The sequence below is a fragment of the Lachnospiraceae bacterium genome (assembly GCA_025758065.1).
Lineage (GTDB): Bacteria > Bacillota > Clostridia > Lachnospirales > Lachnospiraceae > Enterocloster.
Map to the genome: position 1 here is coordinate 2,264,066 of CP107199.1, position 25,697 is coordinate 2,289,762.

A 25,697-nucleotide genomic window follows, 5' to 3' on the forward strand; every position below is an offset into this window, starting at 1 on the left:
TTGAAAAAGGTACACTGTTGTTCATTGATTATAATTTGGTTACGTTAGTAGCCTGAGGTCCCTTAGCACCATTTACTACGTCGAACTCAACTTCTGCGCCTTCGTCTAAAGACTTGAAGCCTTCCATGTTCAGACCTGAGTAGTGTACGAATACATCGTTACCCTGCTCGTCAGAAATGAATCCGTAACCCTTCTGGTTGTTGAACCACTTAACTGTACCTTTCATTACGATACCTCCAAAAAATATAAAAAAATGTTGAGTTGCAAGTAATTTCGCAACTGTGATTAGAATATCACAAATTAATGGTCGTGTCAAACCTTTTGTTCTTAAGAAAATAAGTATTGAGAGTGGGGAAAAGTTCTGGTACAATGAGGCATGGAAAAAATTCGGGAGTGTCGGCGACACACAACAACTGTTTTCAGGTATGGTGATGTACTGGTACATTATTTATGAAACGATGTACTATCAGGTGACATGTCCCCTGACTGGGAGCTTTATAAAATAGAGAGGATTTAGAAATGTCCGAAAATGAAATGAAAATACCGAAAATAAAGCTGGGTAATATGATCAAACATTTCTGTACTATTACCAGACACCGGCTGCTGGTGTGTAAACACTGCTTTAAGCTGGGATTATACTGGCAGGGGCTGACACATGACCTGTCAAAGTACAGTCCGGAGGAATTCTGGACTGGAGTCCGCTATTACCAGGGGGATCGAAGCCCCAATGCGGCAGAGCGTGAGGTGATCGGTTTTTCTAAAGCATGGCTTCATCACAAGGGGCGCAACAAGCACCATTTTGAATATTGGATCGATGTTTCATTGAATAAAGAAGAAGGTCTGGTAGGAAATAAGATGCCTGTGTGTTATGTAGCAGAAATGCTGTGTGACAGGATCGCAGCTTGTGAGGTGTACAGGGGGAAGAATTATACCAGTGGAGCACCTATGGAATATTACGAATTTACAAAGAAATACATTACCATTCATCCGGAGACCAGGGCATTGTTGGAAAAGCTCCTTACGATCCTGAAAGACGAAGGAGAAGATGCAGCTTATGCCTATATCCGTAAGCTGTTAAAAAAGGGAAGCTATTAAATAAAACTGCTTCCCTTTTTTGCAGGATGTCCTCCTGGAGTCTTTCCGGGAGAACAGTATGTTTTTTGATTATTCTTCCGGAAACAGATTTTCTTCGATAATGGCAACAGCATCACAGATGCAGTCAGGACATGCACGAAGGACTTTTCCTGTATCTACACCCTTTAATTCACGGCATACAATGGTGGAGTTTTTCTCCTTAAAAGCTGCGATGCAGGCTTTGGCTGCTTTGTAAGAAGTGCCCTTGGAGTTAGGCTTTTCCAGGTCTGCAGTGCTGATCTTTAAGCCGGCTAAAACAGCTGCTGCGGAAATAGCACCACAGGTTCCTTCCATGCTGCCCATTCCAAGGCCAAGACCCTCAGTTACTTTAAAAAGTGTTTCCGGGTCAATATCTACCTTATCTAAAAATGCGAAAGCTACAGACTGGGCGCAGTTATAAGCCTTGTTGTGACAGGCAATAGCTCTTTCAGCTCTGGATTCTTTTGTGATCTCTGACATAATTATATTCTCCTTAAAATTATTATGTGACTCTAGGAGCACATTTATCTTATTTTCAGCTTCAGGCAGATCATATGGATAATGAAACCGCCAAGAAGCACGCTGGTAAGATAAAGGCAGTTTCCCAAAATGGTGCCGGTCACCAGGGAAATCTGGTGAAATACGATCTGGCCATTTGGATAATAGGGACTGATGTAAAACATGTCCGCATTTCCGTATGGATGTGATAGTACATTTATGACTGTGGCAATGGCTGTGCAGATAAGAAACAGGAGGAGTGGCCGTCCACTTTTGCCATGGTTGTAAAATGCACATGTAAGTCCCATAAAGATCAGGATAAAATGCCATAAAAAACCATGAACAGTAAGGGTTATATAAGGGTGCATCAGTCCGCTTGGCTCAGCCAGTGCCATGATCCCGCCAAGAAGTCCGAAATCCTGGATAAAGCTGTAAAAACTGTTTTTCAGCTTAGAGGGGACAAAGGGGATCCCAAGCCCCAGATACATGGGAATGCTGCACAGCTGGAATGGAAAATACCACCAGTCGTAATGGCCGTTATTTTCTATATAATAAATAAAAAGCTGTTTGTATGTTTCTGTCAGCGCCAGTATCAGGCTGCATAAAAACAGCAGTAAGTCGGTTTGCCTGCTCTCTTTTGAGGCAAGCCTTCTGGCAAGAAGGATGCTTGTGCTTACACCAAAGAAAGTAAATATCAGGTGAAAGGGGCCATAAGGCGCTGGCGGTTTCATGGCCCAGGCAGTTGCCTGTAAAAATGACTGTACCATGTAAAAGACCACCTCTAAATGGGAGATTGTAGGTTCACACACCACCGGCCATCAGGCTTTTTTCCTGTTTTTGCAGGTGATCTGTTCGCTAGTACATCGTTTCGTAAATAACTGTACTAATCACGTAGGATGCGGATTTGAGTGTGCAGGTCTAAAAACGCAGGCGTAGCGGGCTACGCTGAGGCTTTTAGGCCTGTGCAATCAGATTCGCAGACAAGTGAGTGGTATAGTTATTTCGAAAACGATGTACTAGTATAATCCACGATAATTACCGATCCATTACACGCAGGATAAATTTTCATGTGCAAGGAAGCTGAATGAGGCGATGCCGGTAGCATCGTCGATTGAAGCTGACGCGGCAGATGGAAATTTAGACAAGTGAAAGGGGTATTGTGGATTATACTAGGGATTATATAACATTTCAGGTGTATTGTCCATGCTGTGTATAAGTTGTGTATAAAAAGAAACATATCTGTACAAGTTATGAAGGAGATATAAATGCAGAGGCATATGATGTCCTCTCGGAATCTTTCATGCATCTGGGAGAACATCAATAATAGCAGGAGGACGTGAAATGACAGGGATCGTAACAGCACTTCTTTCAGGGGCATTGATGAGTATACAGGGAGTGTTTAATACAGGTGTGACGAAACAGACCAGTGTGTGGGTGGCTGCAGGCTGGGTTCAGGCAACAGCCCTGATCGCATGTGCGGTGGTCTGGTTTTTTACAGGAAGGCCACCGGTGCGGGGATTGTTTTCTGTATCACCGGTATATCTGCTTTCCGGCGGTCTGATGGGAGCCGGGATCACATTTACAGTAATACGCAGTATGCAGGCGTTGGGACCGGCCCAGACAGCCCTTCTTATTGTAGTAGCCCAGATCATTACTGCATATTTGATCGAATTGCTGGGGCTTTTTGGCACAGAGAAAATGCCTTTTGCCTGGCATAAGCTGTTTGGAGCAGCAGTTGCAGTGGCCGGGATTTTTATTTTCCAGCGAAAATGTTAGATTTACTGCTTGTATTTACTGGGGCTTTCCGATAGAATAATAATAGCAGGCTGAGATGGTATTCCATGGAGGAATATCATTGAAAAGATTAGAAAAAATAGTATCCTTAAAGATGAAAATACTGTTGGCTGTGGCTTTTGCTGCAGCTGTGTTTGTCTGTGGAGGCTGTAAAAAGGCCGGTGAGGATGAGATCTTTCTGGAAACAGTGGCTGAAAGCTGTGACGGGACGGATCCTCATAAGCAGCAGGTGGACCAGGGACCGGATATTTCTGAAACAGAAAAAGAGGAACCTGTTTATGTTCATGTATGCGGTCAGGTAAAGCAGCCGGGAGTTTATTCTTTAAAAAAAGGAAGCAGATTGTATGAAGCCATTGATATGGCTGGCGGCATTACAGAAAAAGGTGTCAGTGATGCACTGAATCTGGCACTTGTGCTGGAAGATGGGATGCGTATCATGGTTCCGGATGAGGAACAGGCAAGGCAGTGGATGGAAACCGGGAAGATTTCCGGTGGGATACCTGAAACACCGGAAAAAGGTGGTAAGGTTGATCTGAACAGGGCCAGCGTAGAGGAACTGATGACTCTTTCGGGAATCGGTCAGTCGCGGGCAGAGGCGATCGTGCGTTACCGGGAAGAGATCGGGGATTTTCAGGCCATTGAAGATGTGATGAAAGTATCCGGTATCAAGGAAAATGCATTTAATAAGATAAAAGATAATATAACCGTATAGCATACCTGAGGTCATCTGATGTACTGGTGTGCTATAGGAAAATGATAGAAGATAAGGGGAGCTTTGAAATGGCACGGGTATTAGTAGTAGATGATGAAAAGCTGATCGTAAAAGGCATACGGTTCAGTCTGGAGCAGGATGGTTATGAGGTAGACTGCGCTTATGACGGGGAAGAGGCCATTGAGATGGCTAAAAAAACGGAATATGATATTGTGCTGTTAGATGTAATGCTTCCAAAGCATGACGGCTTTGAGGTATGCCAGGCAATCCGGGAATTTTCTGATATGCCGGTGATCATGCTGACTGCAAAGGGCGGCGATATGGATAAGATCCTGGGACTGGAATATGGTGCCGATGATTATATCAGCAAGCCTTTTAATATATTGGAGGTAAAAGCACGCATCCGTGCCATTATCCGCCGCAGTATGAAAGCAAAACGCCATAAAAAGGAGGAACCGGCTGACAAGTACATTGGTGCAGGTGATCTGAAGATGGATACAGAAGGAAGGCGGGTATTTATCGGCGAAAAAGAGATCAATCTTACAGCTAAAGAATTTGACCTGTTAGAGCTCCTGGTACGTAATCCTAATAAGGTATACAGCCGCGAAGCGCTTCTTAATTATGTATGGGGAAATAAAGCCATGGACAGCGGTGATGTGAGAACTGTTGATGTGCATGTAAGAAGATTAAGGGAAAAAGTGGAGCCGGTACCAAGTGACCCTAAATTTGTACATACAAAATGGGGCATTGGCTATTACTTTGCTGCAAAATAATAAAAAAACCAGGGATGAAATTTCGTGAAAATAACATTAATTACAGTAGGAAAGATAAAAGAACGTTTTTTTGAGGATGCCATTGCAGAATACAGCAAGCGGCTAAGCAGATATTGTAAGTTGGAGATCATCCAGGTGGCAGATGAGAAGACGCCGGATGGTGCCAGTGAAAATGTGGAGCGGCAGATCAAAGAAAAAGAAGGACAGAGGATACTGGCCCAGATCAGGGAAGGCGCTTATGTGATAGCACTTGCCATTGAGGGAAAGATGCTTTCCAGTGAAGAACTTGCAGGAAAGATGCAGAAGCTGGGTGTGGAAGGAAAAGGACATCTGGTATTTGTCATCGGCGGATCATTAGGACTTTCAAAGGAGGTTATGGACCGGGCGGATCATGCCCTTAGTTTTTCAAAAATGACTTTTCCGCACCAGCTGATGCGGGTAATTCTTTTAGAGCAGATCTACAGAGGCTTCAGGATCATAGCAGGAGAACCGTATCATAAGTAAAGGCTGATCGCAGCTGCCAGAGGGAAGATAATTCTGGCAGCTGCTTTTTTATAATACAGTTTTTAACTGATATCAGGGTCAAAAGGTCGGAAATCCGACGCAAGCTTGCTTGCAGGAGGATTTTTGAATTTGGGACCCGCCAAAAACATGAGTAAGGAGCCATTTTTTGAAGAAAAATGAACGGATTACGAATGTTTTTGGAATTGCGGGAGTGCAAAGCACGTAGCAATTCGATATCAGAGGGGTCAAAATACCTTTTGACCCCAACATCTTTTAACTGTCAGTCATAAAATCCCATTGCCTTCATATACTGGAGTTAGAGGTAGAGAAAATGGCAATGGAAAAAGTTGAGATAACCGGGCTGTTTCCCAGACGGCTGCGGCAGATATTAGAAAGCATTTCACTGGATTTTGACCAGTTAGAAGAGGTGCGTCTGCGGTGCGGACAGCCTGTGCTGTTGCGTGTGAATGGCAGGGAAATGGGGATCATCGGAAATGATCAGCTGGTGGAGCTGGCGGAACAGTTATGGAAAAAAGAAGATTGGAAAAAACTGGAAAATATAAATGAGAAAGAGTTAAAGGATACCCTGGAGATCATGGGAGGTTTCTCCCTGTATGCGGCTGAAGAGGAGCTGCGCCAGGGCTTTTTTACTGTCCGGGGCGGTCACAGGATCGGTGTTGCCGGGAGAGTGATCTTAAAGGAGCAGAAGATCATGGGGATCAGGTCAGTGGCATTTTTAAATCTGCGGGTGGCCCATGAAATAAAGGGCTGTGCAGATAAAGTGCTTCCGTTTTTATATGAAAATGGAAGATTTGTGAGTACATTGATCCTTTCACCTCCGGGGTGTGGAAAGACGACTCTTTTGCGGGATTTGATACGCCAGGTCTCTGATGGGAGCCGTGATCATGTGACAGGAGAAGCATTTTCTGGGGTGACTGTAGGTGTGGCAGATGAACGGTCAGAGCTTGGAGCCTGTTATCAGGGGATACCGCAAAATGACCTGGGAATGCGTACGGATGTGTTAGACGGGTGCCCTAAAAGTGAAGGGATGCTTATGCTTATCCGTTCCATGGCTCCGGCTGTGGTTGCTGTAGATGAGATTGGGGGAAAAGAGGATATCCAGGCAGTGGAGTATGTGCAAAACTGTGGCTGTGTACTGGCGGCTACAGCTCATGGCGCCTCGCTGGAAGAGGTGAGAGAACGACCGGGATTTAGGGAGCTTTTAGCGGAAAAGACATTTAAGCGGCTGGTATTTTTAAGCAGCAGAAGGGAACAGCGTGGAATGGTGGAAGCTATATATGATGGGGAGTTTCGCCAGATATTCTTATAAAATCAGGTACAGAAAGATCCCGGGAGAACATTTATCAGGAAAGGAGGAGAAGTGGGATGTTCTTTAAATGGACAGGCGGGCTGCTGATCTTATTTGCAGGCTCAGGAATGGGTGTATGGCTGGCATGGGGATATAAAAAAAGACTACAGACACTGGAAACACTGCGGCGGATGGTCTACTGCCTGAAAGGGGAGATCGTTTACAGCCATGCTCCACTGGAAGAAGCTTTTGAGCGCATAGGAAGGCGGGAAAAAGGCATTCCTGGAGAGCTTTTTATACAGACAGCAGAAAGGATAGGCAGCCGCACCGGAGAAAATTTTGCAAAAATCTGGGAAAAGACCATTGAAGAAATGGAAAAATCTGGGAACCCCCTTTTTCTGGAAAAAGAAGATAAAGAAAAACTGCTTTCCCTTGGAGGTCAGCTGGGATATCTGGATACGCAGATGCAGGAGAGAACATTGCTGCTGTATCTGGAGCAGCTGGAGCTTTCTATTTCCGGGCTGCGTGGCGAGATACGGGAAAAATGCAGGCTCAGTACAGCGCTTGGGGTGATGGGCAGCTTATTTCTGGTGATCGTCATGTTTTAGAGGTGGGAAACTATGGATGTAAATCTCATTTTCAGGATCGCGGCAGTGGGGATACTGGTGTCGGTCATCTGCCAGGTCCTTAAACATAGCGGAAGGGATGAACAGGCATTTTTAACCAGTCTGGCAGGTCTTGTAATGGTGCTTTTCTGGATGATCCCGTACATATATGATCTGTTTGAGACTATGAAACGGCTGTTTTTGTTATAAAAATGTTGGGGTCAAAGGGTATTTTGGCCATTCTGATACCGAAGGAACATCGTTAAGAGGTGAAGGAATCATGAATATATTGACAGTCGGTGCAGCCGGGGTCGCGGCGGTGCTTTTAGCAGTGTGGATGAAGGGGGTAAGGGGAGAATATGCTCTGTATGTGGTAATCGCAGCACAGCTGTTTTTCCTGTTTTACGGCATTGGCCGGTTAAAAGAAATACTGGATATTATCCGGCAGATGGAGTCATATATAAAAATACGGCCGGTGTATCTGGTCACGCTCTTAAAAATGACCGGCGTTACCTATGCTGCAGAATTTGCCTCAGGCATATGTAAAGATGCAGGATATGGGGCGCTGGGAAAACAGATCGAGATTTTTGGAAAACTGACCATACTGGCTGTAAGTATGCCGGTGCTGCTGGCTCTTTTTGGAACTTTGGACCAGATACTGGCATGAGAGTTTTTGGTTTGTGGAAATAAAAGATTCTGAGGGAACATAAAATGAATATGGAGGATGGATTTCCATGGAAAATGATATGGGTATCGGGGAGGAAATCAGGAAGATACAGGAATATTTAAATCAGCTTCAGCCTGGAAATACATCAATTTCTTTTACAGAACTGATGGAAGTTCTGCTTCAGGGAAATATGAAGGAAGCTTTAAATACAGCAGGCAAAATGTTACAGTCAGCCTTGTTTTCACAGGCAAAAGAAGGACAGGTCCTTTTGGTACAGGTAGCTCTTTTAGGGCTTACAGGGGCAGTGTTTTCCCATGCTGCCTCTGCATTTAAAGGAAGCCAGATACCAGAAACTGCTTTTTACGTGATCTATCTGCTGATCTTTACCTGTCTGGCAGGAAGCTTCTTATCCAGCATCCAGATCACAGCCCAGGTCTTAGACCAGATATTAGAATTTGTCCGCCTGCTTATGCCGGCTTATTTTATCAGCGTGGCTTTTGCAGGGGGAAGTGCCAGTGCTGCTGCTTTTTATGAGATTGCACTGGGAGCTGCCTGGGCTGTCCAGTGGCTGTGCAGAAGGGGATTTTTATCCTTTGTCCGTGTTTACGGTATGCTGGTCCTTGGAGATCATATGATGGAAGAACCATGCTTTTCAAAGCTTACCGATCTGATCGGGAAAATGGTTTCATGGGGGATGCGGGCGATATTGGGACTGACACTGGGACTTCAGATCGTCCAGTCGCTGGTGCTTCCCTATGCAGACAGCGCCGGGAAGTCTGCTGTTATGAAATTTGCGGAAATGGTGCCGGGGCTTGGACAGGCAACAGGAGCAGCAGCCCGGCTTGTATTTGGAAGCAGTGTATTGATCAAAAACAGTATGGGAGCAGCAGCGGTCATTATCCTGGCAGTGATCACACTGGTGCCTGTAGTGAAGCTGGCAGTTCTTATGGTCATGTATCAGGGGGCGGCGGCTCTTTTACAGCCGGTATGTGATAAACGGATCATTTCCTGTATACAGGGAATGGCGGCGGGACATGGACTGCTGCTTCGTATTACATTATATTCCCTTCTGGTATTTGTCCTGGTCATTGCCATAACCTGTGCCGGTACTAATGTCAGCTATCTGGCAGCATAGGTGGGGATATGGGAGAGTTATTACTCGACTGGGCCAGAAATATCCTGTTTTTTACGGTGTTTTTGTCTGTGATCAGTCATTTGCTGGCAGATCGTTCTTATGAAAAATATATCCGTTTTTTTGCGGGAATGGTATTGATATTGATAACCATAAGCCCTTTAAAAGGCGGATTGAACTTCCAGGAGCAGGCTGGCATATTATTTGAAGAATTTTCTGATTTCTGGGAAAAACAGCAGGCTGGGGAAGTGCTGGCAGATGTGGATAAAAACAGGATGGGAATGTTTTTTTCGGAATATAAAAAGGAGACAGAAAAGCGTATAGGGGAAATGGCGGAAGCAGAAGGCTTTGTGTGTGGAGGAGCAGAGGTTACGTTGCAGGAAAGGTCAGAAAGCAGTGATTATGGCCGGGTGGAGAAGATCCGGCTGCACCTGAAAAAAGAAGAAAATGTGGATGGAGAGCAAAATGAAGGGGATACCGGTGGATTGGATAAGGTAAAAAGCAGCGAAAAGACGGAGGGAAGGACTGATGGTGAAAGTAATGTATCCGTAAAAGTAGAAATCCCAGATGTAAAAGCCGGACTGTCCGGGAAAAAGAAGGAGATTTTGGGAACCGGTTCTTTACAGGAGCAGCAGCTTAAAAGAAAGGTGGCGCAGTATTATGGACTGGAAGAAGCTTGTGTCGAAATTTGGTGGGAAGATGACCCGGGAGAAGTGGCTGTTCCTGCTCCTGCTGGGAGTGATATTAATGATACTGTCCATGCCATTTCCGGGGAGCAGCAGTAAAAGTAAGGGGACAGTCCCAGGGGAAAATGTATCTTTGTGGAAAAACAGCTCTTTGCAGGAAAACCCGGAGGAAAAAGGATGGCCAGACCAGACGGCAGAAAACGGCCAGGGGGAACCGGCAGTCCGCGCGGCAGCTGCAAAACCAGCAGCAGATTATGAAAAAGAACTGGAGGAACGGATCGCACAGATCTTAAAGTCGGTAGAAGGGGTTGGAAAGGTAGATGTAATGGTGGTATTAAGTTCATCTGGCGAAAAGGTGTACCGCACGGACCGGTCGGAAAATACCAGTACAACAAAGGAAAAAGATGCTTCCGGCGGAGAACGGGATATAGCAAGCAGCCAGTCTGAAGAAAATACCATTTTATCCCAACAGTCCGGCTCCACTGGTACCAGCCCACTGATCCAGAAGGAATTATATCCGGAGATATCCGGCATTATCATCAGCGCCCAGGGCGGGGATTCCCCCACTGTGCAGGCAGAAATTTCCCAGGCTATGGAAGCATTATTCGGGCTGGAACCGCATAAAATAAAAGTGTTAAAGCGGGTGGAATAAAAAAGGAGTGCGGCATATGAAGATCAGGAATATGAAGCAGGTCACAGAACGGGTAAAAGGTTTAAAGGGCAGAAAGCTGTTTCGGCGCAATCAGATCATTATCACAACGCTGGCGGTGATGATCGCGGCAGCGGGGTATCTGAACTATGCGGGAAAACGGGATCTGGAGGCGGGAAGCCGTTTATCCCAGGCAGGAAGCCTGGAGCTTTCAGAGGAAGACCTGATGGCGGAAAACCTGGCGGCACAGTCAGAAACGGTTTCGGACATTTTAAGTCTGGACAATGACCCGGCAGAGGGGGAAGTGGCAGAGGCAGGTCCGGAGGATACAAGTCTTGCACTGGGGGATAATGGAACCGGTGGGGAAGCTTCCACTCAGGAAGGGGAACTTTCAGGAAACAGTACAGATACAGGAAATACTGGCGAAAGTGCGGATCCGGCAGGTTATGAAAATCCGGGAGAAGCTGTTTTGACCAGTGGTATGAGCGTAGCGGATTACATAGCAGGTGTGCAGCTTAGCAGAGAGCAGATCCGGGCAAAGAATAAAGAAACATTAATGAGCCTTATTAACAGCACTAATATTGATGAGGCAGCGAAACAGCAGGCTATCCAGGATATGATCCGCATTACGGAAATATCAGAAAAGGAAAATGCGGCCGAGACTCTTCTTATGGCAAAAGGCTTTGCAGATCCGGTAGTGAGCATTACTGATGACAAGGTAGATGTAGTTATCCATGCATCTTCCATTACAGATCCACAGCGGGCCCAGATCGAAGATATTGTAAAGCGCAAGGCAGAAGTAGGGGCAGACCAGATCATTATCACGCTGCTTAATATGGCAGATTAAAGTCCTGTGGCCATTGCAAAAAATTCCTATACATATCCGGCCGGTTTTGCTATAATAAAGGATAATAACAGTGCAGGAGGTAAGGGATTTGGCAGAAGAAAATCGCAGCACACATAAAGTATATGAAAAAGACAAGATCGGGGAAGTACAGATCGCAGATGAGGTAGTAGCGATCATCGCAGGTCTTGCTGCTACGGAAGTAGAAGGTGTAGATTCCATGGCAGGAAATATCACCAATGAACTGGTTGGAAAGCTTGGCATGAAGAATTTAAGCAAGGGCGTAAAGGTAGATGTAACAGAAGAACATGTATCTGTAGATCTTTCCTTAAATATCCGCTATGGCTACAATATCCCTGCTGTCAGCGAACAGGTTCAGGAAAAGGTAAGCACAGCCATTGAAAATATGACCGGTCTTACAGTTCTGGATGTGAACATCAAGATCGCAGGCGTGAACATGGAAGAAAGCTGAAAATGATGTATAAGTATGCCCTGCAGATATAGGAAGAATATTTCCTCATCTGCAGGGCATTTTATACATTCTTGTTGTTTTTATGCATTGCCTTTGGTATAATCACTGGTAGTGGAAAAGAATCATGATAGAAAGAGGAAAAAAGAAATGACAAGAAGAGAATTAAGGGAACATTGTTTTAAAATGCTGTTCTCTGTGGATTTTTATACAACCGGTGAAGAAGCAAAAGCACAGATGGAGCAGTATTTCCAGTCACCGGAAGAAGACGATACAGCTTCTGACGGCACTCTTCAGGTAGTGCATAAGGTTGATATTGGGGAAAAGGATCAGGAATATCTTCGGGAGAGAACTTCCAGGATAGTAGATCTGGTAGATGAGATCGATAAAAAGATCGACGAAGTGGCAGCCGGATGGAAGACAAAGCGTATGGGAAAGGTAGAACTTGCCATTTTACGTCTTGCGGTTTATGAGATGCTTTATGATAATACCATTCCGGAAAAGGTATCAGTAAACGAGGCAGTAGAGCTGGCGAAAAAATTCGGCGGAAATGAATCTCCTGCTTTTGTAAACGGTGTCCTTGCTAAATTCATTCCTAAGGAAGGTGCAAAAGAAGAAGCAGAGCCGGCAAAAGAAGAAATAGAGGCAAAAGAAGAAATAAAAGCAAAAGAAGAAACAGAAGAAGCAAAAGAAACAGTCAAAGAAGAGAAAAAAGAGCAGGAATAACAGATGGGAAGCGTTTATACCGTATCCCAGGTGACTTCATATATTAAAAATATGTTCACCCAGGATTTTGCGTTGAACCGCATTTCTATAAAGGGAGAAGTGTCCAACTGCAAATATCATACATCCGGCCATATTTATTTTACATTAAAGGACGGCGGCGCACAGATTGCCGCCGTCATGTTTGCAGGACAGGCAAAAAGTCTGGATTTTCATTTGACAGAGGGGCAGGAAGTGGTAGTGTCCGGGACTGTAGATGTATATGAAAGGGACGGACGTTACCAGCTTTATGCAAAAGAGATCAAAAGGGAAGGCAGAGGCGATCTGTTCCTGCGCTTTGAAAAACTGCGGGATGAACTGGAAGAAATGGGAATGTTTGATGGATGCTACAAACAGCCTATTCCCAAATATGCAAAAAAGATTGGTATCGTTACTGCTTCTACCGGCGCAGCAATCCGTGATATCATGAATATCACAGCTAGACGCAACCCTTATGTCCAGCTGATACTGTATCCGGCCCTTGTTCAGGGAGAACAGGCAAAATACAGCATTGTAAAAGGAATAAAAACACTGGATGCCTTAGGTCTGGATGTTCTGATCGTAGGACGAGGCGGTGGTTCCATTGAAGATCTTTGGGCATTTAATGAGGAAATGGTTGCAAGGGCCATTTTCGAGTGCCAAACTCCGGTAATATCTGCAGTGGGTCATGAAACAGATGTGACCATTGCTGATTATGTAGCAGACCTGCGGGCTCCTACGCCTTCTGCGGCGGCAGAGCTGGCAGTTTTTGATTATAAGCAGTTTGAAGAAACAGTAGCTGCGTATAAGCTGCTCTTAGACAAGGCGGCGAATAGAAAGCTGGAGCAGGCCCGTTTTCGTCTGGAGCAGTGCCGGATGCGTTTAAAACTTAAAAATCCGGAGCGCCGGGTCAATGACCGCAGGCAGCAGTTAGCGGATATGGAAGAATGTTTAAACCGGCTGATGCAGGAAGCCTTAAAAGAAAGCAGGCGAAGCATAGAGAAACGCACAGAACGTTTAAACTATCTGATGGCGGGAAAACTGGAAAAAGAAAAACATCGTCTGGCTCTTGATGCCAGCCGGTTAGAGGGACTTTCTCCTTTAAAGAAACTAAGTGCCGGATACGGCTTTGTACAAAAGAAGTCAGGGGAAGCCTTAAGAAGCGTAACCCAGGTAAAGCCGGGAGATACAGTCTGTGTATATGTAACGGACGGCTCTCTGGAAACCCTTGTAAAAGAAGTAAGACCGGATGATATCAGAAAGGTGCGCACCAGTACACCCTTTCGTAAATAACTGTACTGATCGCGTAGGATAGTTATTTCGAAAACGATGTACCAGGAGAGAGGAAGAATAGACATGGCAGGAAGAAAGAAAACAGAAGCGGCTTTGGAAAAGGAAACCAGCATCGAGGAGAATTTCGCCCGCCTGGAAGATATTATAAAAAAGCTGGAAGATGGGGAAAGTTCCCTGGAGGAGACTTTTGCGGGGTATGAGGCAGGAATGAAGCTTGTGAGGTCTTTAAGCAGTCAGATCGATAAAGTAGAAAAACAGATCCAAATATTGAGTGAGGGTGAAGACAATGAGTGATAATACAGTATTTAAAACAGAACTGGAAGAAAGAATCAATAAGATCAATGAGCAGATCGAAAGTTATCTGCCAGAGGAAAAGGGACATCAGAGTACGATCTTTGAGGCTATGAATTACAGTGTGAGAGCAGGCGGAAAACGTCTTCGCCCACTGTTCATGCAGGAGATCTGCAGACTGTTCACAGGAGAAGTACAGCCGGCAGTGGTACCGTTTATGGCAGCTATTGAGATGATCCATACATCTTCCCTGGTGCATGATGACCTTCCATGTATGGATGATGACATGATGCGCAGGGGAAAAGCAAGTACCTGGGCTGAGTATGGCGAGGACATGGGGGTTCTGGCCGGTGATGCTCTGATGATCTATGCTTTTGAAGTGGCTGCGAAGGCATTTAATGAGGTTTCTGAGGCAGATGACCTAAAAAGAGTGGGACGTGCCATTGAAATACTGGCTGCAAAAACTGGTATTTATGGTATGATCGGCGGACAGACGGTAGATGTAGAGTTATCCGGCGGCCCGATTCCGAAGGATAAACTGGATTTTATCTATCGTTTGAAAACAGGAGCACTTATTGAAGCATCTATGCTCATCGGTGCTGTTTTAGGCGGTGCGGCAGAGGAAGACTGTAAGATCGTAGAAAGCCTTGCTGGAAAAGTGGGACTGGCATTCCAGATCCAGGATGATATCCTGGATGTGACAGGAGACCAGAAGGTCCTTGGCAAAGAGGCAGGAAGCGATGAAAAGAACCAGAAGACAACTTATGTGACCATAGAAGGCCTGGAAAAAGCGAAAAAGGATGTAGAGATCCTTTCAGCACAGGCGATTGAAGACTTAAATAAACTGCCTGGAAATAATGAATTTCTGGAGAACCTGATCCGCATCCTTATTAAGCGCCAGAAGTAAAATGCCAGAAATGTTCTCTCGGAATCTTTTTGTACCTGATTTTGTGAGAAGATTTTTTGTTAGTTGTGCCCAAATTTCTGAGGCGTACGCGGTGCGTACGGTGATGAAATTCGGGTGCGGCTGGCGGAAAATCGGCCACAAAGGCAGGTGCAGGAAAGACTCCGGGAGGACATAGAATAAAAAAGGAAGAACTTATGATATTGGAACAGATAAAGGGGCCGGAAAATTTAAAAAATATGTCCCCTGAAGAGCTTTGCGTTCTTGCCGGGGAAATACGTACCTTTCTCATTGAAAAGATCAGTCATACAGGAGGCCATCTGGCGTCAAATCTTGGGGTTGTGGAGCTGACCATTGCATTGCTGCGCACATTTGATCTGCCAAAAGATAAGATTATCTGGGATGTAGGTCATCAATCTTATACCCACAAGATCTTAAGCGGGCGTATGCAGGAATTTGATGAACTGCGCCAGTACGGCGGGTTAAGCGGTTTTCCAAAACGGAAGGAAAGCCCTTATGATGCCTTTGATACAGGTCACAGCTCTACTTCTATTTCTGCAGGTCTTGGCATTGCCCAGGGCCGGGATATCCTGGGGGAAGATTATAAGGTGGTATCTGTCATCGGAGACGGAGCTCTTACAGGAGGCATGGCATATGAGGCTTTGAATAATGCGGCCCGTATGAAGAAAAACTTTATCATTGTCTTAAATGACAATAAAATGTCCATTTCAGAAAATGTAGGCGGCATGTCCAGATATCTTGGCGGTCTGCGCACAGGAAACGGATATAATGATCTGAAGAAAAATGTAGCAGATACATTAGAACGTATCCCGGTAGTAGGAGAACGTATGATCGACCGGATCAAGCGGACGAAAAACAGCATCAAGCAGCTGTTTATTCCGGGAATGCTTTTTGAAAATATGGGTATTACCTATCTGGGACCGGTAGACGGGCACAATATCCAGGCTTTATGTAAGGTTTTTAAAGAAGCCCAGAAGCTGGATCATGCAGTTTTAGTCCATGTATTGACAAAAAAAGGAAAAGGTTATGAGCCGGCAGAGAAGAATCCGGCAGCTTTCCATGGTGTCAGTCCATTTGATATAAAAACAGGCAGACCGGTGGCGGAAAAGAAATATCCCACCTATACAGATGTATTTTCCAAAAAAATGTGTCAGTTAGGTGAGACACATCCAGAGCTGGTAGCAGTGACGGCAGCTATGCCGGATGGTACCGGGGTGGCGGCTTTTGGAAAAAGATTCCCGGACCGTTTCTTCGATGTGGGTATTGCAGAAGCCCATGCTGTGACCAGTGCTGCAGGCATGGCGGCAGCAGGGCTGCGGCCGGTGGTAGCAGTTTATTCTTCTTTTTTACAGAGAGGTTATGACCAGATTTTACATGATGTCTGTATCCAGAACCTGCCGGTTATCTTTGCAGTGGACAGGGCGGGACTGGTAGGAAGCGATGGTGAGACCCATCAGGGGATCTTCGATTATTCCTATCTTACATCTATTCCAAACATGAGTGTGGCAGCACCGAAAAATCTCTGGGAGCTGCGGGCCATGCTGGATTTTGCCATGGATTACAAGGCTCCATTTGCCATCCGTTATCCAAGGGGAACGGCATACAGAGGCTTAAAAGAGTTTATGCAGCCTATTTCCTATGGAAAAGGGGAAATGCTTTACGAAGAAGAGGATATTGCCCTGCTGGCTGTGGGAAGCATGGTAAGTACGGGCGAACATGTAAGAGAAAAATTAAAAGAAGAGGGTTATTCCTGTACACTGGCAAATGCCCGTTTTGTAAAGCCTTTTGATAAGGAACTGGTGGAACGGCTGGCAAAGAACCACAGACTGATCGTTACCATGGAAGAAAATGTACTCCAGGGAGGTTTTGGACTTCCTGTGACTGCTTATATCCATGAACATCATCCTCAGGTAAAGGTCTTAAATATAGCACTTCCTGATGCTTATGTTGAGCATGGGAATGTGTCTGTTTTAAGGGAAGGACTGGGAATCGACAGTGATTCCATTATCCGTAAATTAAAAACAGAAGGCTGGCTTTAGATCAGAAATAAAAACTGATACATTGATACAAGGAGAAAACAGATGAAGGAACGGTTGGATGTACTGCTTGTAAAGAGAAACCTGGCAGAATCCAGAGAAAAGGCGAAAGCTTTGATCATGTCCGGTATTGTTTATGTAAATGGACAGAAAGAGGACAAAGCAGGTACTACTTTTGATGAAACAGCACCTATTGAGGTGAGAGGAAATACATTAAAATATGTTAGCCGGGGTGGATTGAAATTAGAGAAGGCCATGACCCATTTTGGCGTAGAGTTAAAAGGCAAGATCTGTATGGATGTTGGTGCTTCTACCGGTGGATTTACAGACTGCATGCTTCAGAACGGGGCAGTAAAGGTGTACTCTGTAGATGTAGGACACGGACAGCTTGCATGGAAGCTTCGCAACGATGAACGCGTGGTATGCATGGAAAAGACGAATATCCGCTATGTGACCCACGAAAACATTCCTGATGAGATCGGATTTTCCAGCATTGATGTTTCTTTTATTTCCCTGACCAAGGTGCTTGGGCCTGTAAAGGCTCTTTTAAAGGATGATGGCCAGGTAGTATGTCTGATCAAGCCGCAGTTTGAGGCAGGAAGAGAAAAAGTAGGCAAAAAAGGTGTTGTAAGAGATAAGGCTGTTCATTTAGAGGTTATTGAAATGGTCATTGCCTTTGCAAAATCCATTGGATTTGAGATCTTAAACCTGGAATTTTCACCGATCAAAGGACCGGAGGGAAATATTGAATACCTGCTGCATCTGCAGAACCATCCGGAAGGAGAAGATGGTCCGGTCATTTATGAGGAAATGCCTGTTGATCCGGTAAAGATCGTAGAGGAAGCACACGCAGCACTGGATAAAGAGTAAGCTTAACGTAAGGGGAATTATGAAATATTTCTATGTAATATCCAATTTAAGCAAAGATTATGTACTGGATGTTCAGGATGAGGTTCAGAACTGTCTGGAAAAAAGAGGGGCAGTATGCCGTTTTATGACCGGTCATGAACGCATGAAAAATGGCAGACATACTCCCAGTGAATATGTGCCGGAAGATACCCAGTGCATCATTACCATTGGCGGTGACGGGACACTGATCCAGGCTGCCAGAGACCTGGCAGGGCGAAATATACCTATGCTGGGAGTCAACAGGGGACATCTGGGCTTTTTAAACCAGGTAGACCGCACAGAAGATATTGACGCAGCCATGGATGCTCTTGTAAATGACCGTTTCCGCTTAGAGCGCCGCATGATGCTGCGGGGAACTGTATTTCATGAGGGAAAACCGGTATTTCAGGACATTGCCTTAAATGAGATTGTAGCTACCAGTGCAGAGCATCTGAGGGTTCTGCGCTATGATCTGGCTGTAAATGATGAATATTTGAATGAATATGCAGCAGACGGAGTAATGGTGGCAACCCCTACCGGCTCTACTGCCTATAATCTTTCAGCCGGAGGTCCTGTTATGGCCCCGGCGGGGCGTATGATGGCGGTAACACCTGTGTGTTCCCATACATTAAATGCCAGAAGCATTGTCCTTTCTGAGCAGGACCGTGTAAAGATAGGTATTTTAGGAAAAGGACTGGTCACTTTTGATGGTGACACTTCCCAGAAAACAGGTGCGGGGGACTATCTGATCGTAGAACGTTCGCACACGGAAACAGTAATGGTAAAATTAAAACAGATTTCTTTTATGCAGAATCTGAGCAATTATCTGGGAAATGTTTAAAAACGGGGAAGATTCCGGGAGTACATGGAAATAGGTGGGAGGAAATGCAGATGAAATTGGAACGTCACAGCAAGATCGTAGAGCTGATCGGAAAATATGAAATAGAAACGCAGGAGGAGCTGGCTGAGAAGCTGACCCAGGCTGGCTTTAATGTAACCCAGGCAACTGTATCCAGGGATATCCGGGAATTAAAGCTGACAAAAATCCCAGGTGAAAACGGACGTCAGCGTTATATGGTCCTTGAAAGCCCAAGAGGGACTTCTGCTTCCAAATATATCCGTATTTTAAAAGACGGTTTTGTGTCTATGGACATGGCACAGAATATCCTTGTGATCAAAACAGTTTCCGGCATGGCCATGGCAGTGGCTGCTGCTTTAGATGCGATCAAATTTCATGAAGTAGTAGGATGTATTGCAGGAGATGACACGATCATGTGTGCAGTCCGCAGTGTGGATGATACCATTATCGTAATGGAAAAAATCAAAAAGATGGTAGAAGATTAAACTGGATCAGGACATAAGAATTGGCAAGGACAACAGAAAGAGAGGGAAAGCATGCTTCTTGAACTCCATGTGAAAAATCTGGCCCTTATTGAGAAGGCAGATGTAGAATTTGGAGAAGGACTGAATATACTCACCGGTGAGACTGGTGCAGGTAAATCGATCATTATTGGTTCCGTCACCATGGCATTAGGGGGAAAAGCGTCAAAGGATGTAATACGCTGTGGGGCGGACCATGCATATATTGAGCTGATCTTTTCCGTTGACAGTAAGGAAAAGAAAAAGGCGTTAATGCAGCTTGGAACAGAGCCGACAGAAGAGGGAATGGTGATTATTTCCAGAAAGATCATGCCTTCCCGCAGTGTCAGCCGTATTAACGATGAGACAGTGACCATGGCAAGACTCCGCCAGATCACAGGTCTTTTATTAGATATCCATGGTCAGCATGAGCATCAGTCTCTGCTGTATAAGTCAAAACATCTTGAGATCCTGGATGCCTATGTCAAGGCACAGACCCAGCCGGTGAAAAGGAAAATTGAAGAGGAATATAAGAATTACTGCAGGTTAAAGGAACGTCTTTTATCCTTTAAAACAGATGAGGATGCCAGACTGCGGGAGATGGATTTTCTGCGCTTTGAGATCCAGGAGATTGAAAACGGAGAGGTAAAAGAGGGGGAAGAGGAAGATCTGACCTTAAAATACCGGCGTTTTGCACATGCAAGAAGGATCGCAGAGGAACTGGAAAATGCCAGAGAGCTGCTGCAGCGTGATTTTGCGGCTCAGGCACTGCGCTCTGTAGAACAGGCGGCTGAGTACGATAAAGCATTAGAGGGGATACGGGACCAGCTTTATGATGCAGAAGCCATTTTAAATGATGCTTCCAGGGAGATTTCATCTTATATGGGTTCTATGGAATTTGATGAAGAGGTATTCAGGATGACAGAAAGCCGTCTGGATCAGATCCATGATCTTCAGAGAAAGTATGGAAATACCACGCAGTTAATGCTTGAAAATCTGGAAAAGAAGAAAAGCAGACTGGAAGAGCTGGAAAATTATGACGATTACAGGGAAAAAACGGAAAAAGAGTTAAAAGAATCCCAGGATCGTCTGGAAGAACGCTGCGCAGAATTATCAGAGATACGTAAAACTGCATCCAGACATCTGGTTGAAAAGATCAAAAATGGATTGATGGACCTGAATTTTCTGGATGTACAGTTTGATATGGAATTTGACCGGCTGCCTCATTTTACAGCATCCGGTTATGATGAAGCCCAGTTTCTGATCTCTACCAATCCGGGACAGCCGGTGCGCCCACTTATGGAAGTGGCCTCCGGGGGTGAATTATCCCGTATCATGCTGGCAATCAAAACGGTTCTGGCAGATTCAGATGATATCCCGACGCTTATTTTTGATGAGATCGATACAGGTATCAGCGGAAGAACAGCCCAGAAGGTTTCTGAGAAGCTTTCTTATATTGCAAAAAGCCATCAGGTGATCTGTATCACACATCTGCCTCAGATCGCGGCAATGGCAGATACTCATTTTGAGATCTGTAAAGCAGCCAGTGAAGGAAGTACAGCTACTTCGATCAGGCGCCTTGACAGGGAGCAGACAGTAGAGGAACTGGCAAGACTTCTTGGAGGAGCCAAGATCACAGATGCTGTTATCCAGAATGCCCGCGAAATGAAGGAACTGGCAGATAAAACAAAATGAGGCGCGGACAGACTTTTAAAGAGCACAATGTGTAATGCATAAGCAATAACCAAAATAAAACAGATTGGAACGACCTTTTACAGAACATACTAACAGGGAGCGCAGGTTATCACAGCCTGCAGCTCCCTGTTTTTTGCATAAAAAAGCCTGTAACGGGCATGTGTGTTACCGGCTGAAAATGGAGAAGGAAATGTAGAAGGAGGTCGTTCTATGAGGGGAAAATCTAACTTTTATAAGCATCTAATCCGGGTATTCTGGCTGTCTCTGGTCATAGGAACAGTGGGGATCTGGTACTATGTGGACAAAAGCATACCGGACCGGATCAGTGTAACAGAACATGACCGGGAAGAATTTACATTTTCCCTTCCATGGCGGGCTACTGTATACAGCGAAAGCGAGGAAGTGGCACTGGGAAATGAAAGCAATATCCCGGCGGATAGTATCACCATAAGCAGCAGAGAACCCTTTTCCATGTATGCAGGGAAAAAGGGAAGCTACCAGCTGGACCTGAAATTATTCGGTGTGATCAAATTTAAGAACATACAGGTAGATGTGGTAGATACCACCAGACTGATCCCCTGTGGCAGTCCTGTGGGTATTTATTTAAAGTCAAGAGGGATCATGGTCATTGGCACCGGACGCATTACCGGGGAAAATGGGATGGAAATGGAACCGGCAGTGGGAAAATTAAAGTCAGGGGATTATATTGAGGCTTTTAACGGGCAGAAGCTTGGGTCAAAGGAAGAGCTGGCAGAGGCAGTAAGCCATTTTCAGGGGGAAAATGTTACATTAACAGTTCGCAGGAACGGGGAAGAAACAGAAGTTAGGATAAATCCGGTAAAAGGAACTGACGGTTCCTGTAAATTAGGGGTATGGGTGCGGGATGATACCCAGGGGATCGGAACCGTGACCTATATGGATCTCAATGGGAAATTCGGGGCACTGGGACATGGAATCAGTGACAGTGACACCGGGGATCTGGTGGAGACCTCTGGCGGAAATCTTTATAATACCCAGATATTAGGAATTGAAAAGGGGAAAATAGGAACGCCGGGAATGCTTTCCGGGGTGATCTATTATGGGCCGAAGTCAGAGATTGGGACTGTAGCGGAAAATACAGATTATGGGATATTTGGAACTGTAAACCAGACTTTCTTAAAAGAACACAGGACCGATTCCATGGAGGCAGCCAGACGCCAGGAAGTAAAAACAGGACCTGCTCTGGTGCGTACCAGTATTTCAGGACAGGTGAAGGATTATTCTGTGGAAATACAGCGGATCGATATGACAGGAAATAAGAAAAATAAAAGCCTGGTGATCAAGATAACAGACCCGGAACTGTTAAATTTAACAGGTGGGATCATCCAGGGAACCAGCGGTTCACCGTTAATACAAAACGGAAAGATCATCGGAGCCATTACCCATGTGTTTGTCCAGGATCCTACAAGAGGATATGGGATATTGATCGAGGATATGATTTCCCACTAAATTGAAGTCGCAAATCTATAAAAATTGATAAAATTCCACAATTTCACATAATAAACAATAACTGTTAAAGAAATGTTAAGATGTCTAAAAATGCGGTGGTTTTTTATTGAAATATGACGATATTTGCTTTTATAATATCAACTATAAAAGACTTAATGCGGCAGAGTGATGAAGAATATGAATAAATGAAATCGCGTTAAAGGATGCAGGAGGTAGAAGCATGGAAAATGTAAATGTTGTGATCGTAGATGATAACCCTATGATATTAAACACGCTAGATGAAATGATAAGTTCTGAAGCCGGACTTTCAGTGATCGGCAGGGCAGATAATGGAAAAGATGCCATTGACATGATAAAAGATACCGAACCTGACGTGGTTTTACTGGATCTGGTCATGCCGAGAGTAGATGGTATTACTGTGGTTGAAAACATCAAGAAGAAAACGTCTATGTTTAAAAATCCGGCATTTATCATTTTAAGTGCTGTAGGCGGGGAACAGATGACAGAGGAATCCTTTAAGGCAGGTGCCAATTATTTCATTATGAAGCCTTTCGACAGGGATATTCTGGTAAATAAGATCCGCCGCATTGGAAAACGCCCGTCCCGCCCGGTTATGGGAAAGGTGTTAGAGGCGCCACAGAAAGCATCTACACCGGAAGAGGAAAAATATAACAAGGAAGAGTACTTAAAAGAGCATTTGGAGACAGATATTACCAAAATGCTCCATGAATTAGGTATACCGGCACACATAAAAGGTTATCAGTATCTGCGGGATGCCATCACTATGGTAGTAAAAGACCGGGAAATGATGGAAGCTGTGACCAAGATCCTGTATCCTGAGATCGCAAAGAAAAATCTCACCAGCTCCAGTCGCGTAGAGCGGGCTATCCGTCATGCGATCGAGGTTGCCTGGGGCAGAGGAAGCCTGGAAGTGATCGATGAGCTGTTCGGATATACCATCAGTACGGGAAAGGGAAAGCCGACAAATTCAGAATTTATTGCCCTGATCGCCGATAAGATATGTCTGGATTATAAAAAGATAGGTGTGGACCTAAGCGCGTAAAGATTTTGTTAAAAAAAATTTACGAATAAATTCTTTCTTATTTCCCAAAAGTACGGTATACTATAGGAGATTAAGGCAAAACGCCGCCTGTAACCCAGGAGAGGGAGGTTTGGATGAAAAGGATTTTATTTGCAGCATCTGAAGCAGTACCATTTATAAAAACAGGGGGATTGGCAGATGTAGTTGGCTCACTTCCAAAGTGTTTCGACAAGAGATACTTTGATGTAAGAGTTATTATTCCAAAGTACCTGTGCATTAAGCAGGAATGGCGGGACAAGATGCAGTATGTGGACCATTTCTATATGGACTACTTAGGACAGAGCCGTTATGTAGGTATCCTGCAGTATGTACATGAGGGGATTACATTTTACTTTATTGATAACGAAAGCTATTTTAACGGACCCAAACCATATGGGGACTGGTATTGGGATCTGGAGAAATTCTGTTTCTTTTGCAGGGCAGCGCTTTCTGCACTGCCGGTGATCGGATTCCAGCCGGATATAGTACACTGTCATGACTGGCAGACTGGTCTGATCCCGGTTCTGTTAAAGGACAGCTTCCATGGCGGGGATTTTTACCGCAATATGAAATCTGTCATTACCATCCATAACCTGAAATTTCAGGGCGTATGGGATGTAAAGACCATTCAGAGATTTACCGAACTGCCGGATTATTATTTCACACCGGATAAGCTGGAGGCATATAAAGACGGCAATCTGTTAAAGGGCGGTATCGTTTATGCAGATGCGATCACTACTGTAAGCAACACCTACGCAGAGGAGATCAAGATGCCATTTTATGGCGAAGGTCTGGATGGACTGATGCGTGCAAGGGCAAACAGCCTGCGGGGTATTGTAAATGGCATTGATTATGATGAGTTTAACCCGGAAACAGACCGTTATATTGTACAGCCGTATACAGCAAAGAATTTCCGCAAGGAAAAGGTGAAAAATAAGAAAGCCCTTCAGCAGCAGTTAGGACTTCCTGTAGATGAGAAGAAGTTCATGGTAGGCATTGTTTCCCGTCTTACCGACCAGAAGGGACTTGACCTGGTACAGGGCGTTATGGATGAGCTTTGCAGCGATGATATGCAGCTGGTAGTATTAGGAACCGGCGATGAACGTTATGAGAATATGTTCCGCCATTATGACTGGAAATACCATGACCGTGTATCTGCCCAGATCTACTATTCTGAGGAAATGTCTCATCGCATTTATGCAGGTTGTGATGCATTCCTGATGCCGTCCTTATTTGAACCATGTGGTTTAAGCCAGCTGATGGCCCTGCGTTACGGTACAGTGCCTATTGTCAGGGAGACAGGCGGTTTAAGAGATACCGTACAGCCGTATAATGAATTTGAAAGCACAGGAACAGGCTTCTCTTTTGCAAACTATAATGCACATGAGATGCTTGGAAGCGTGCGCTATGCAAAATATATTTACTACAACAAACGCCGTGAGTGGAATAAGATCATAGACCGTGATATGGCAGCTGATTTCTCCTGGGGAACTTCTGCAGCCAGGTATCAGGAACTTTATGACTGGCTCATCGGCTAAAGTATCAAGTCAGGCGCTGCCGTTTTTATGGGCAGCCATATTTAGAAAGAGGTGTGACACTCATGGAAATGCCGGAAGCAAATGAATATATAAGTGATCCGGAGTACATGGAGTGTGTGTCAGATATATTGGACCATCCTGTATTCCAGTCCATGGATCAGTACATACAGCATGGTACTACAACCTGTAAATGTCATTGCATACAGGTATCATATCTGGCCTATACATGGTGTAAGAGATTTGGAGGAAACTGGAGGAGCGCTGCAAGAGCAGGGCTTCTCCATGATCTTTTTTTATACGACTGGCATACACATGCCAGGGAGACAGGAGATCATTTCCATGGTTTTACCCATCCGCGTACTGCCATGGAAAATGCAAAGCAGTATTTTGAACTGACAGAAGAAGAAAAGGATGCGATCCTGCGTCATATGTGGCCGCTGACACCGGTTCCGCCGTCAACGAGAGCGGGGTATGCGGTCACTTTTGCCGATAAAATGTGCTGTGTGGAGGAGACAAAAGCCACTGTAAGGCGGCTGGCAGCTGTGCCGGGGCATATTTTATTTGCACAGGCGGCAGAAAGGGGAAAATTTTAAAATATGGATACATG

The 25,697-nt window shown here is 44.9% G+C and carries 30 protein-coding genes; 27 read left to right on the forward strand and 3 right to left on the reverse strand.

Features of this window, described 5'->3' with window-relative positions:
• Positions 1-28 precede the first annotated feature (28 nt).
• Positions 29-226, reverse strand: a complete 198-nt coding sequence (locus OGM16_10420) for a cold shock domain-containing protein (protein ID UYJ45247.1) — start codon at positions 224-226, stop codon at positions 29-31.
• A 323-nt stretch (positions 227-549) separates the two neighbouring features.
• Here OGM16_10420 and OGM16_10425 point away from each other — a divergent pair, with 323 nt between their 5' ends.
• Entirely contained in the window at positions 550-1,095 is a 546-nt protein-coding gene (locus OGM16_10425) for a DUF5662 family protein (protein ID UYJ48437.1), read from the forward strand.
• A 69-nt stretch (positions 1,096-1,164) separates the two neighbouring features.
• On the opposite strand, the gene OGM16_10430 is transcribed toward OGM16_10425, so the two are convergent.
• Positions 1,165-1,593, reverse strand: a complete 429-nt coding sequence (locus tag OGM16_10430) for a C-GCAxxG-C-C family protein (GenBank protein ID UYJ45248.1) — start codon at positions 1,591-1,593, stop codon at positions 1,165-1,167.
• 44 nt (positions 1,594-1,637) lie between these two features.
• Entirely contained in the window at positions 1,638-2,378 is a 741-nt protein-coding gene (locus OGM16_10435; GenBank protein UYJ45249.1) for a YwaF family protein, read from the reverse strand.
• Between the two features lie 574 nt (positions 2,379-2,952).
• On the opposite strand from OGM16_10435, the gene OGM16_10440 reads away from it, so the two are divergent.
• From OGM16_10440 to OGM16_10565, 26 genes are all read left to right on the forward strand, one after another.
• The gene (locus OGM16_10440; protein ID UYJ45250.1) at positions 2,953-3,387 is read left to right on the forward strand and encodes a DMT family transporter; all 435 of its coding nucleotides are present in this window, start codon (positions 2,953-2,955) and stop codon (positions 3,385-3,387) included.
• A gap of 79 nt (positions 3,388-3,466) precedes the next feature.
• Complete coding sequence (locus tag OGM16_10445; GenBank protein UYJ45251.1) at positions 3,467-4,117, forward strand: helix-hairpin-helix domain-containing protein; 651 nt, start codon at positions 3,467-3,469, stop codon at positions 4,115-4,117.
• A gap of 68 nt (positions 4,118-4,185) precedes the next feature.
• Positions 4,186-4,890, forward strand: a complete 705-nt coding sequence (locus tag OGM16_10450) for a response regulator transcription factor (protein UYJ45252.1) — start codon at positions 4,186-4,188, stop codon at positions 4,888-4,890.
• Between the two features lie 24 nt (positions 4,891-4,914).
• Positions 4,915-5,394, forward strand: a complete 480-nt coding sequence (gene rlmH / locus OGM16_10455; GenBank protein ID UYJ45253.1) for a 23S rRNA (pseudouridine(1915)-N(3))-methyltransferase RlmH — start codon at positions 4,915-4,917, stop codon at positions 5,392-5,394.
• A gap of 331 nt (positions 5,395-5,725) precedes the next feature.
• Positions 5,726-6,724, forward strand: coding sequence for a stage III sporulation protein AA (gene spoIIIAA, locus OGM16_10460; protein UYJ45254.1), 999 nt, complete (start codon positions 5,726-5,728; stop codon positions 6,722-6,724).
• A gap of 56 nt (positions 6,725-6,780) precedes the next feature.
• Positions 6,781-7,311 carry a stage III sporulation protein AB gene (locus OGM16_10465; GenBank protein UYJ45255.1) on the forward strand — a complete coding sequence of 177 codons (531 nt, stop codon included), beginning with the start codon at positions 6,781-6,783 and terminating at the stop codon, positions 7,309-7,311.
• Between the two features lie 12 nt (positions 7,312-7,323).
• On the forward strand, positions 7,324-7,518 hold the full coding sequence (gene spoIIIAC, locus OGM16_10470; GenBank protein UYJ45256.1) for a stage III sporulation protein AC: 195 nt from the start codon (positions 7,324-7,326) through the stop codon (positions 7,516-7,518).
• 70 nt (positions 7,519-7,588) lie between these two features.
• Complete coding sequence (locus OGM16_10475; GenBank protein UYJ45257.1) at positions 7,589-7,975, forward strand: stage III sporulation AC/AD family protein; 387 nt, start codon at positions 7,589-7,591, stop codon at positions 7,973-7,975.
• 67 nt (positions 7,976-8,042) lie between these two features.
• A complete protein-coding gene (locus OGM16_10480; protein UYJ45258.1) occupies positions 8,043-9,110 on the forward strand; it encodes a stage III sporulation protein AE in 1,068 nt (355 codons plus the stop codon).
• A gap of 8 nt (positions 9,111-9,118) precedes the next feature.
• Positions 9,119-9,892, forward strand: coding sequence for a stage III sporulation protein AF (locus tag OGM16_10485; GenBank protein UYJ45259.1), 774 nt, complete (start codon positions 9,119-9,121; stop codon positions 9,890-9,892).
• Complete coding sequence (locus OGM16_10490) at positions 9,807-10,445, forward strand: stage III sporulation protein AG (protein ID UYJ45260.1); 639 nt, start codon at positions 9,807-9,809, stop codon at positions 10,443-10,445. The genes OGM16_10485 and OGM16_10490 overlap by 86 nt, the downstream gene beginning before the upstream one ends.
• 16 nt (positions 10,446-10,461) lie before the next feature.
• Positions 10,462-11,289, forward strand: a complete 828-nt coding sequence (locus OGM16_10495) for a SpoIIIAH-like family protein (GenBank protein ID UYJ45261.1) — start codon at positions 10,462-10,464, stop codon at positions 11,287-11,289.
• A gap of 88 nt (positions 11,290-11,377) precedes the next feature.
• Positions 11,378-11,758: an Asp23/Gls24 family envelope stress response protein gene (locus OGM16_10500; protein ID UYJ45262.1), complete on the forward strand. Its 381-nt coding sequence runs from the start codon at positions 11,378-11,380 to the stop codon at positions 11,756-11,758.
• A 147-nt stretch (positions 11,759-11,905) separates the two neighbouring features.
• Positions 11,906-12,481, forward strand: coding sequence for a transcription antitermination factor NusB (nusB, locus tag OGM16_10505; GenBank protein ID UYJ45263.1), 576 nt, complete (start codon positions 11,906-11,908; stop codon positions 12,479-12,481).
• Between the two features lie 3 nt (positions 12,482-12,484).
• A complete protein-coding gene (gene xseA / locus OGM16_10510) occupies positions 12,485-13,789 on the forward strand; it encodes an exodeoxyribonuclease VII large subunit (GenBank protein ID UYJ45264.1) in 1,305 nt (434 codons plus the stop codon).
• A gap of 63 nt (positions 13,790-13,852) precedes the next feature.
• Positions 13,853-14,083 carry an exodeoxyribonuclease VII small subunit gene (gene xseB, locus OGM16_10515; GenBank protein UYJ45265.1) on the forward strand — a complete coding sequence of 77 codons (231 nt, stop codon included), beginning with the start codon at positions 13,853-13,855 and terminating at the stop codon, positions 14,081-14,083.
• On the forward strand, positions 14,076-14,987 hold the full coding sequence (locus tag OGM16_10520) for a polyprenyl synthetase family protein (GenBank protein UYJ45266.1): 912 nt from the start codon (positions 14,076-14,078) through the stop codon (positions 14,985-14,987). Before xseB ends, OGM16_10520 begins: the two co-directional genes overlap by 8 nt.
• A 194-nt stretch (positions 14,988-15,181) precedes the next feature.
• A complete protein-coding gene (gene dxs, locus OGM16_10525; GenBank protein ID UYJ45267.1) occupies positions 15,182-17,044 on the forward strand; it encodes a 1-deoxy-D-xylulose-5-phosphate synthase in 1,863 nt (620 codons plus the stop codon).
• A 42-nt stretch (positions 17,045-17,086) separates the two neighbouring features.
• Entirely contained in the window at positions 17,087-17,911 is an 825-nt protein-coding gene (locus OGM16_10530; GenBank protein UYJ45268.1) for a TlyA family RNA methyltransferase, read from the forward strand.
• 19 nt (positions 17,912-17,930) lie between these two features.
• Positions 17,931-18,770, forward strand: coding sequence for an NAD(+)/NADH kinase (locus OGM16_10535; GenBank protein ID UYJ45269.1), 840 nt, complete (start codon positions 17,931-17,933; stop codon positions 18,768-18,770).
• Positions 18,771-18,820: 50 nt separating this feature from the next.
• A complete protein-coding gene (gene argR, locus OGM16_10540) occupies positions 18,821-19,273 on the forward strand; it encodes an arginine repressor (protein UYJ45270.1) in 453 nt (150 codons plus the stop codon).
• A gap of 51 nt (positions 19,274-19,324) precedes the next feature.
• Complete coding sequence (gene recN, locus OGM16_10545) at positions 19,325-20,983, forward strand: DNA repair protein RecN (GenBank protein ID UYJ45271.1); 1,659 nt, start codon at positions 19,325-19,327, stop codon at positions 20,981-20,983.
• A 210-nt stretch (positions 20,984-21,193) separates the two neighbouring features.
• Positions 21,194-22,471: a SpoIVB peptidase gene (gene spoIVB / locus OGM16_10550; protein ID UYJ45272.1), complete on the forward strand. Its 1,278-nt coding sequence runs from the start codon at positions 21,194-21,196 to the stop codon at positions 22,469-22,471.
• A 220-nt stretch (positions 22,472-22,691) separates the two neighbouring features.
• Positions 22,692-23,534, forward strand: a complete 843-nt coding sequence (gene spo0A / locus OGM16_10555; protein UYJ45273.1) for a sporulation transcription factor Spo0A — start codon at positions 22,692-22,694, stop codon at positions 23,532-23,534.
• A 113-nt stretch (positions 23,535-23,647) separates the two neighbouring features.
• A complete protein-coding gene (gene glgA / locus OGM16_10560; GenBank protein ID UYJ45274.1) occupies positions 23,648-25,090 on the forward strand; it encodes a glycogen synthase GlgA in 1,443 nt (480 codons plus the stop codon).
• Positions 25,091-25,152: 62 nt separating this feature from the next.
• A complete protein-coding gene (locus tag OGM16_10565) occupies positions 25,153-25,683 on the forward strand; it encodes an HD family phosphohydrolase (GenBank protein ID UYJ45275.1) in 531 nt (176 codons plus the stop codon).
• Positions 25,684-25,697: the final 14 nt, after the last annotated feature.

Coding starts and splice junctions, on each gene's coding strand:
- OGM16_10420 (UYJ45247.1), bottom strand. CDS start 226: ATGAAAGGTACAGTTAAGTGGTTCAACAACCAGAAGGGTTACGGATTC.
- OGM16_10430 (UYJ45248.1), bottom strand. CDS start 1,593: ATGTCAGAGATCACAAAAGAATCCAGAGCTGAAAGAGCTATTGCCTGT.
- OGM16_10435 (UYJ45249.1), bottom strand. CDS start 2,378: ATGGTACAGTCATTTTTACAGGCAACTGCCTGGGCCATGAAACCGCCA.
- OGM16_10440 (UYJ45250.1), top strand. CDS start 2,953: ATGACAGGGATCGTAACAGCACTTCTTTCAGGGGCATTGATGAGTATA.
- OGM16_10450 (UYJ45252.1), top strand. CDS start 4,186: ATGGCACGGGTATTAGTAGTAGATGATGAAAAGCTGATCGTAAAAGGC.
- spoIIIAA (UYJ45254.1), top strand. CDS start 5,726: ATGGCAATGGAAAAAGTTGAGATAACCGGGCTGTTTCCCAGACGGCTG.
- OGM16_10465 (UYJ45255.1), top strand. CDS start 6,781: ATGTTCTTTAAATGGACAGGCGGGCTGCTGATCTTATTTGCAGGCTCA.
- spoIIIAC (UYJ45256.1), top strand. CDS start 7,324: ATGGATGTAAATCTCATTTTCAGGATCGCGGCAGTGGGGATACTGGTG.
- OGM16_10475 (UYJ45257.1), top strand. CDS start 7,589: ATGAATATATTGACAGTCGGTGCAGCCGGGGTCGCGGCGGTGCTTTTA.
- OGM16_10480 (UYJ45258.1), top strand. CDS start 8,043: ATGGAAAATGATATGGGTATCGGGGAGGAAATCAGGAAGATACAGGAA.
- OGM16_10485 (UYJ45259.1), top strand. CDS start 9,119: ATGGGAGAGTTATTACTCGACTGGGCCAGAAATATCCTGTTTTTTACG.
- OGM16_10490 (UYJ45260.1), top strand. CDS start 9,807: ATGACCCGGGAGAAGTGGCTGTTCCTGCTCCTGCTGGGAGTGATATTA.
- OGM16_10495 (UYJ45261.1), top strand. CDS start 10,462: ATGAAGATCAGGAATATGAAGCAGGTCACAGAACGGGTAAAAGGTTTA.
- nusB (UYJ45263.1), top strand. CDS start 11,906: ATGACAAGAAGAGAATTAAGGGAACATTGTTTTAAAATGCTGTTCTCT.
- xseA (UYJ45264.1), top strand. CDS start 12,485: ATGGGAAGCGTTTATACCGTATCCCAGGTGACTTCATATATTAAAAAT.
- xseB (UYJ45265.1), top strand. CDS start 13,853: ATGGCAGGAAGAAAGAAAACAGAAGCGGCTTTGGAAAAGGAAACCAGC.
- OGM16_10520 (UYJ45266.1), top strand. CDS start 14,076: ATGAGTGATAATACAGTATTTAAAACAGAACTGGAAGAAAGAATCAAT.
- dxs (UYJ45267.1), top strand. CDS start 15,182: ATGATATTGGAACAGATAAAGGGGCCGGAAAATTTAAAAAATATGTCC.
- OGM16_10530 (UYJ45268.1), top strand. CDS start 17,087: ATGAAGGAACGGTTGGATGTACTGCTTGTAAAGAGAAACCTGGCAGAA.
- OGM16_10535 (UYJ45269.1), top strand. CDS start 17,931: ATGAAATATTTCTATGTAATATCCAATTTAAGCAAAGATTATGTACTG.
- argR (UYJ45270.1), top strand. CDS start 18,821: ATGAAATTGGAACGTCACAGCAAGATCGTAGAGCTGATCGGAAAATAT.
- recN (UYJ45271.1), top strand. CDS start 19,325: ATGCTTCTTGAACTCCATGTGAAAAATCTGGCCCTTATTGAGAAGGCA.
- spoIVB (UYJ45272.1), top strand. CDS start 21,194: ATGAGGGGAAAATCTAACTTTTATAAGCATCTAATCCGGGTATTCTGG.
- spo0A (UYJ45273.1), top strand. CDS start 22,692: ATGGAAAATGTAAATGTTGTGATCGTAGATGATAACCCTATGATATTA.
- glgA (UYJ45274.1), top strand. CDS start 23,648: ATGAAAAGGATTTTATTTGCAGCATCTGAAGCAGTACCATTTATAAAA.
- OGM16_10565 (UYJ45275.1), top strand. CDS start 25,153: ATGGAAATGCCGGAAGCAAATGAATATATAAGTGATCCGGAGTACATG.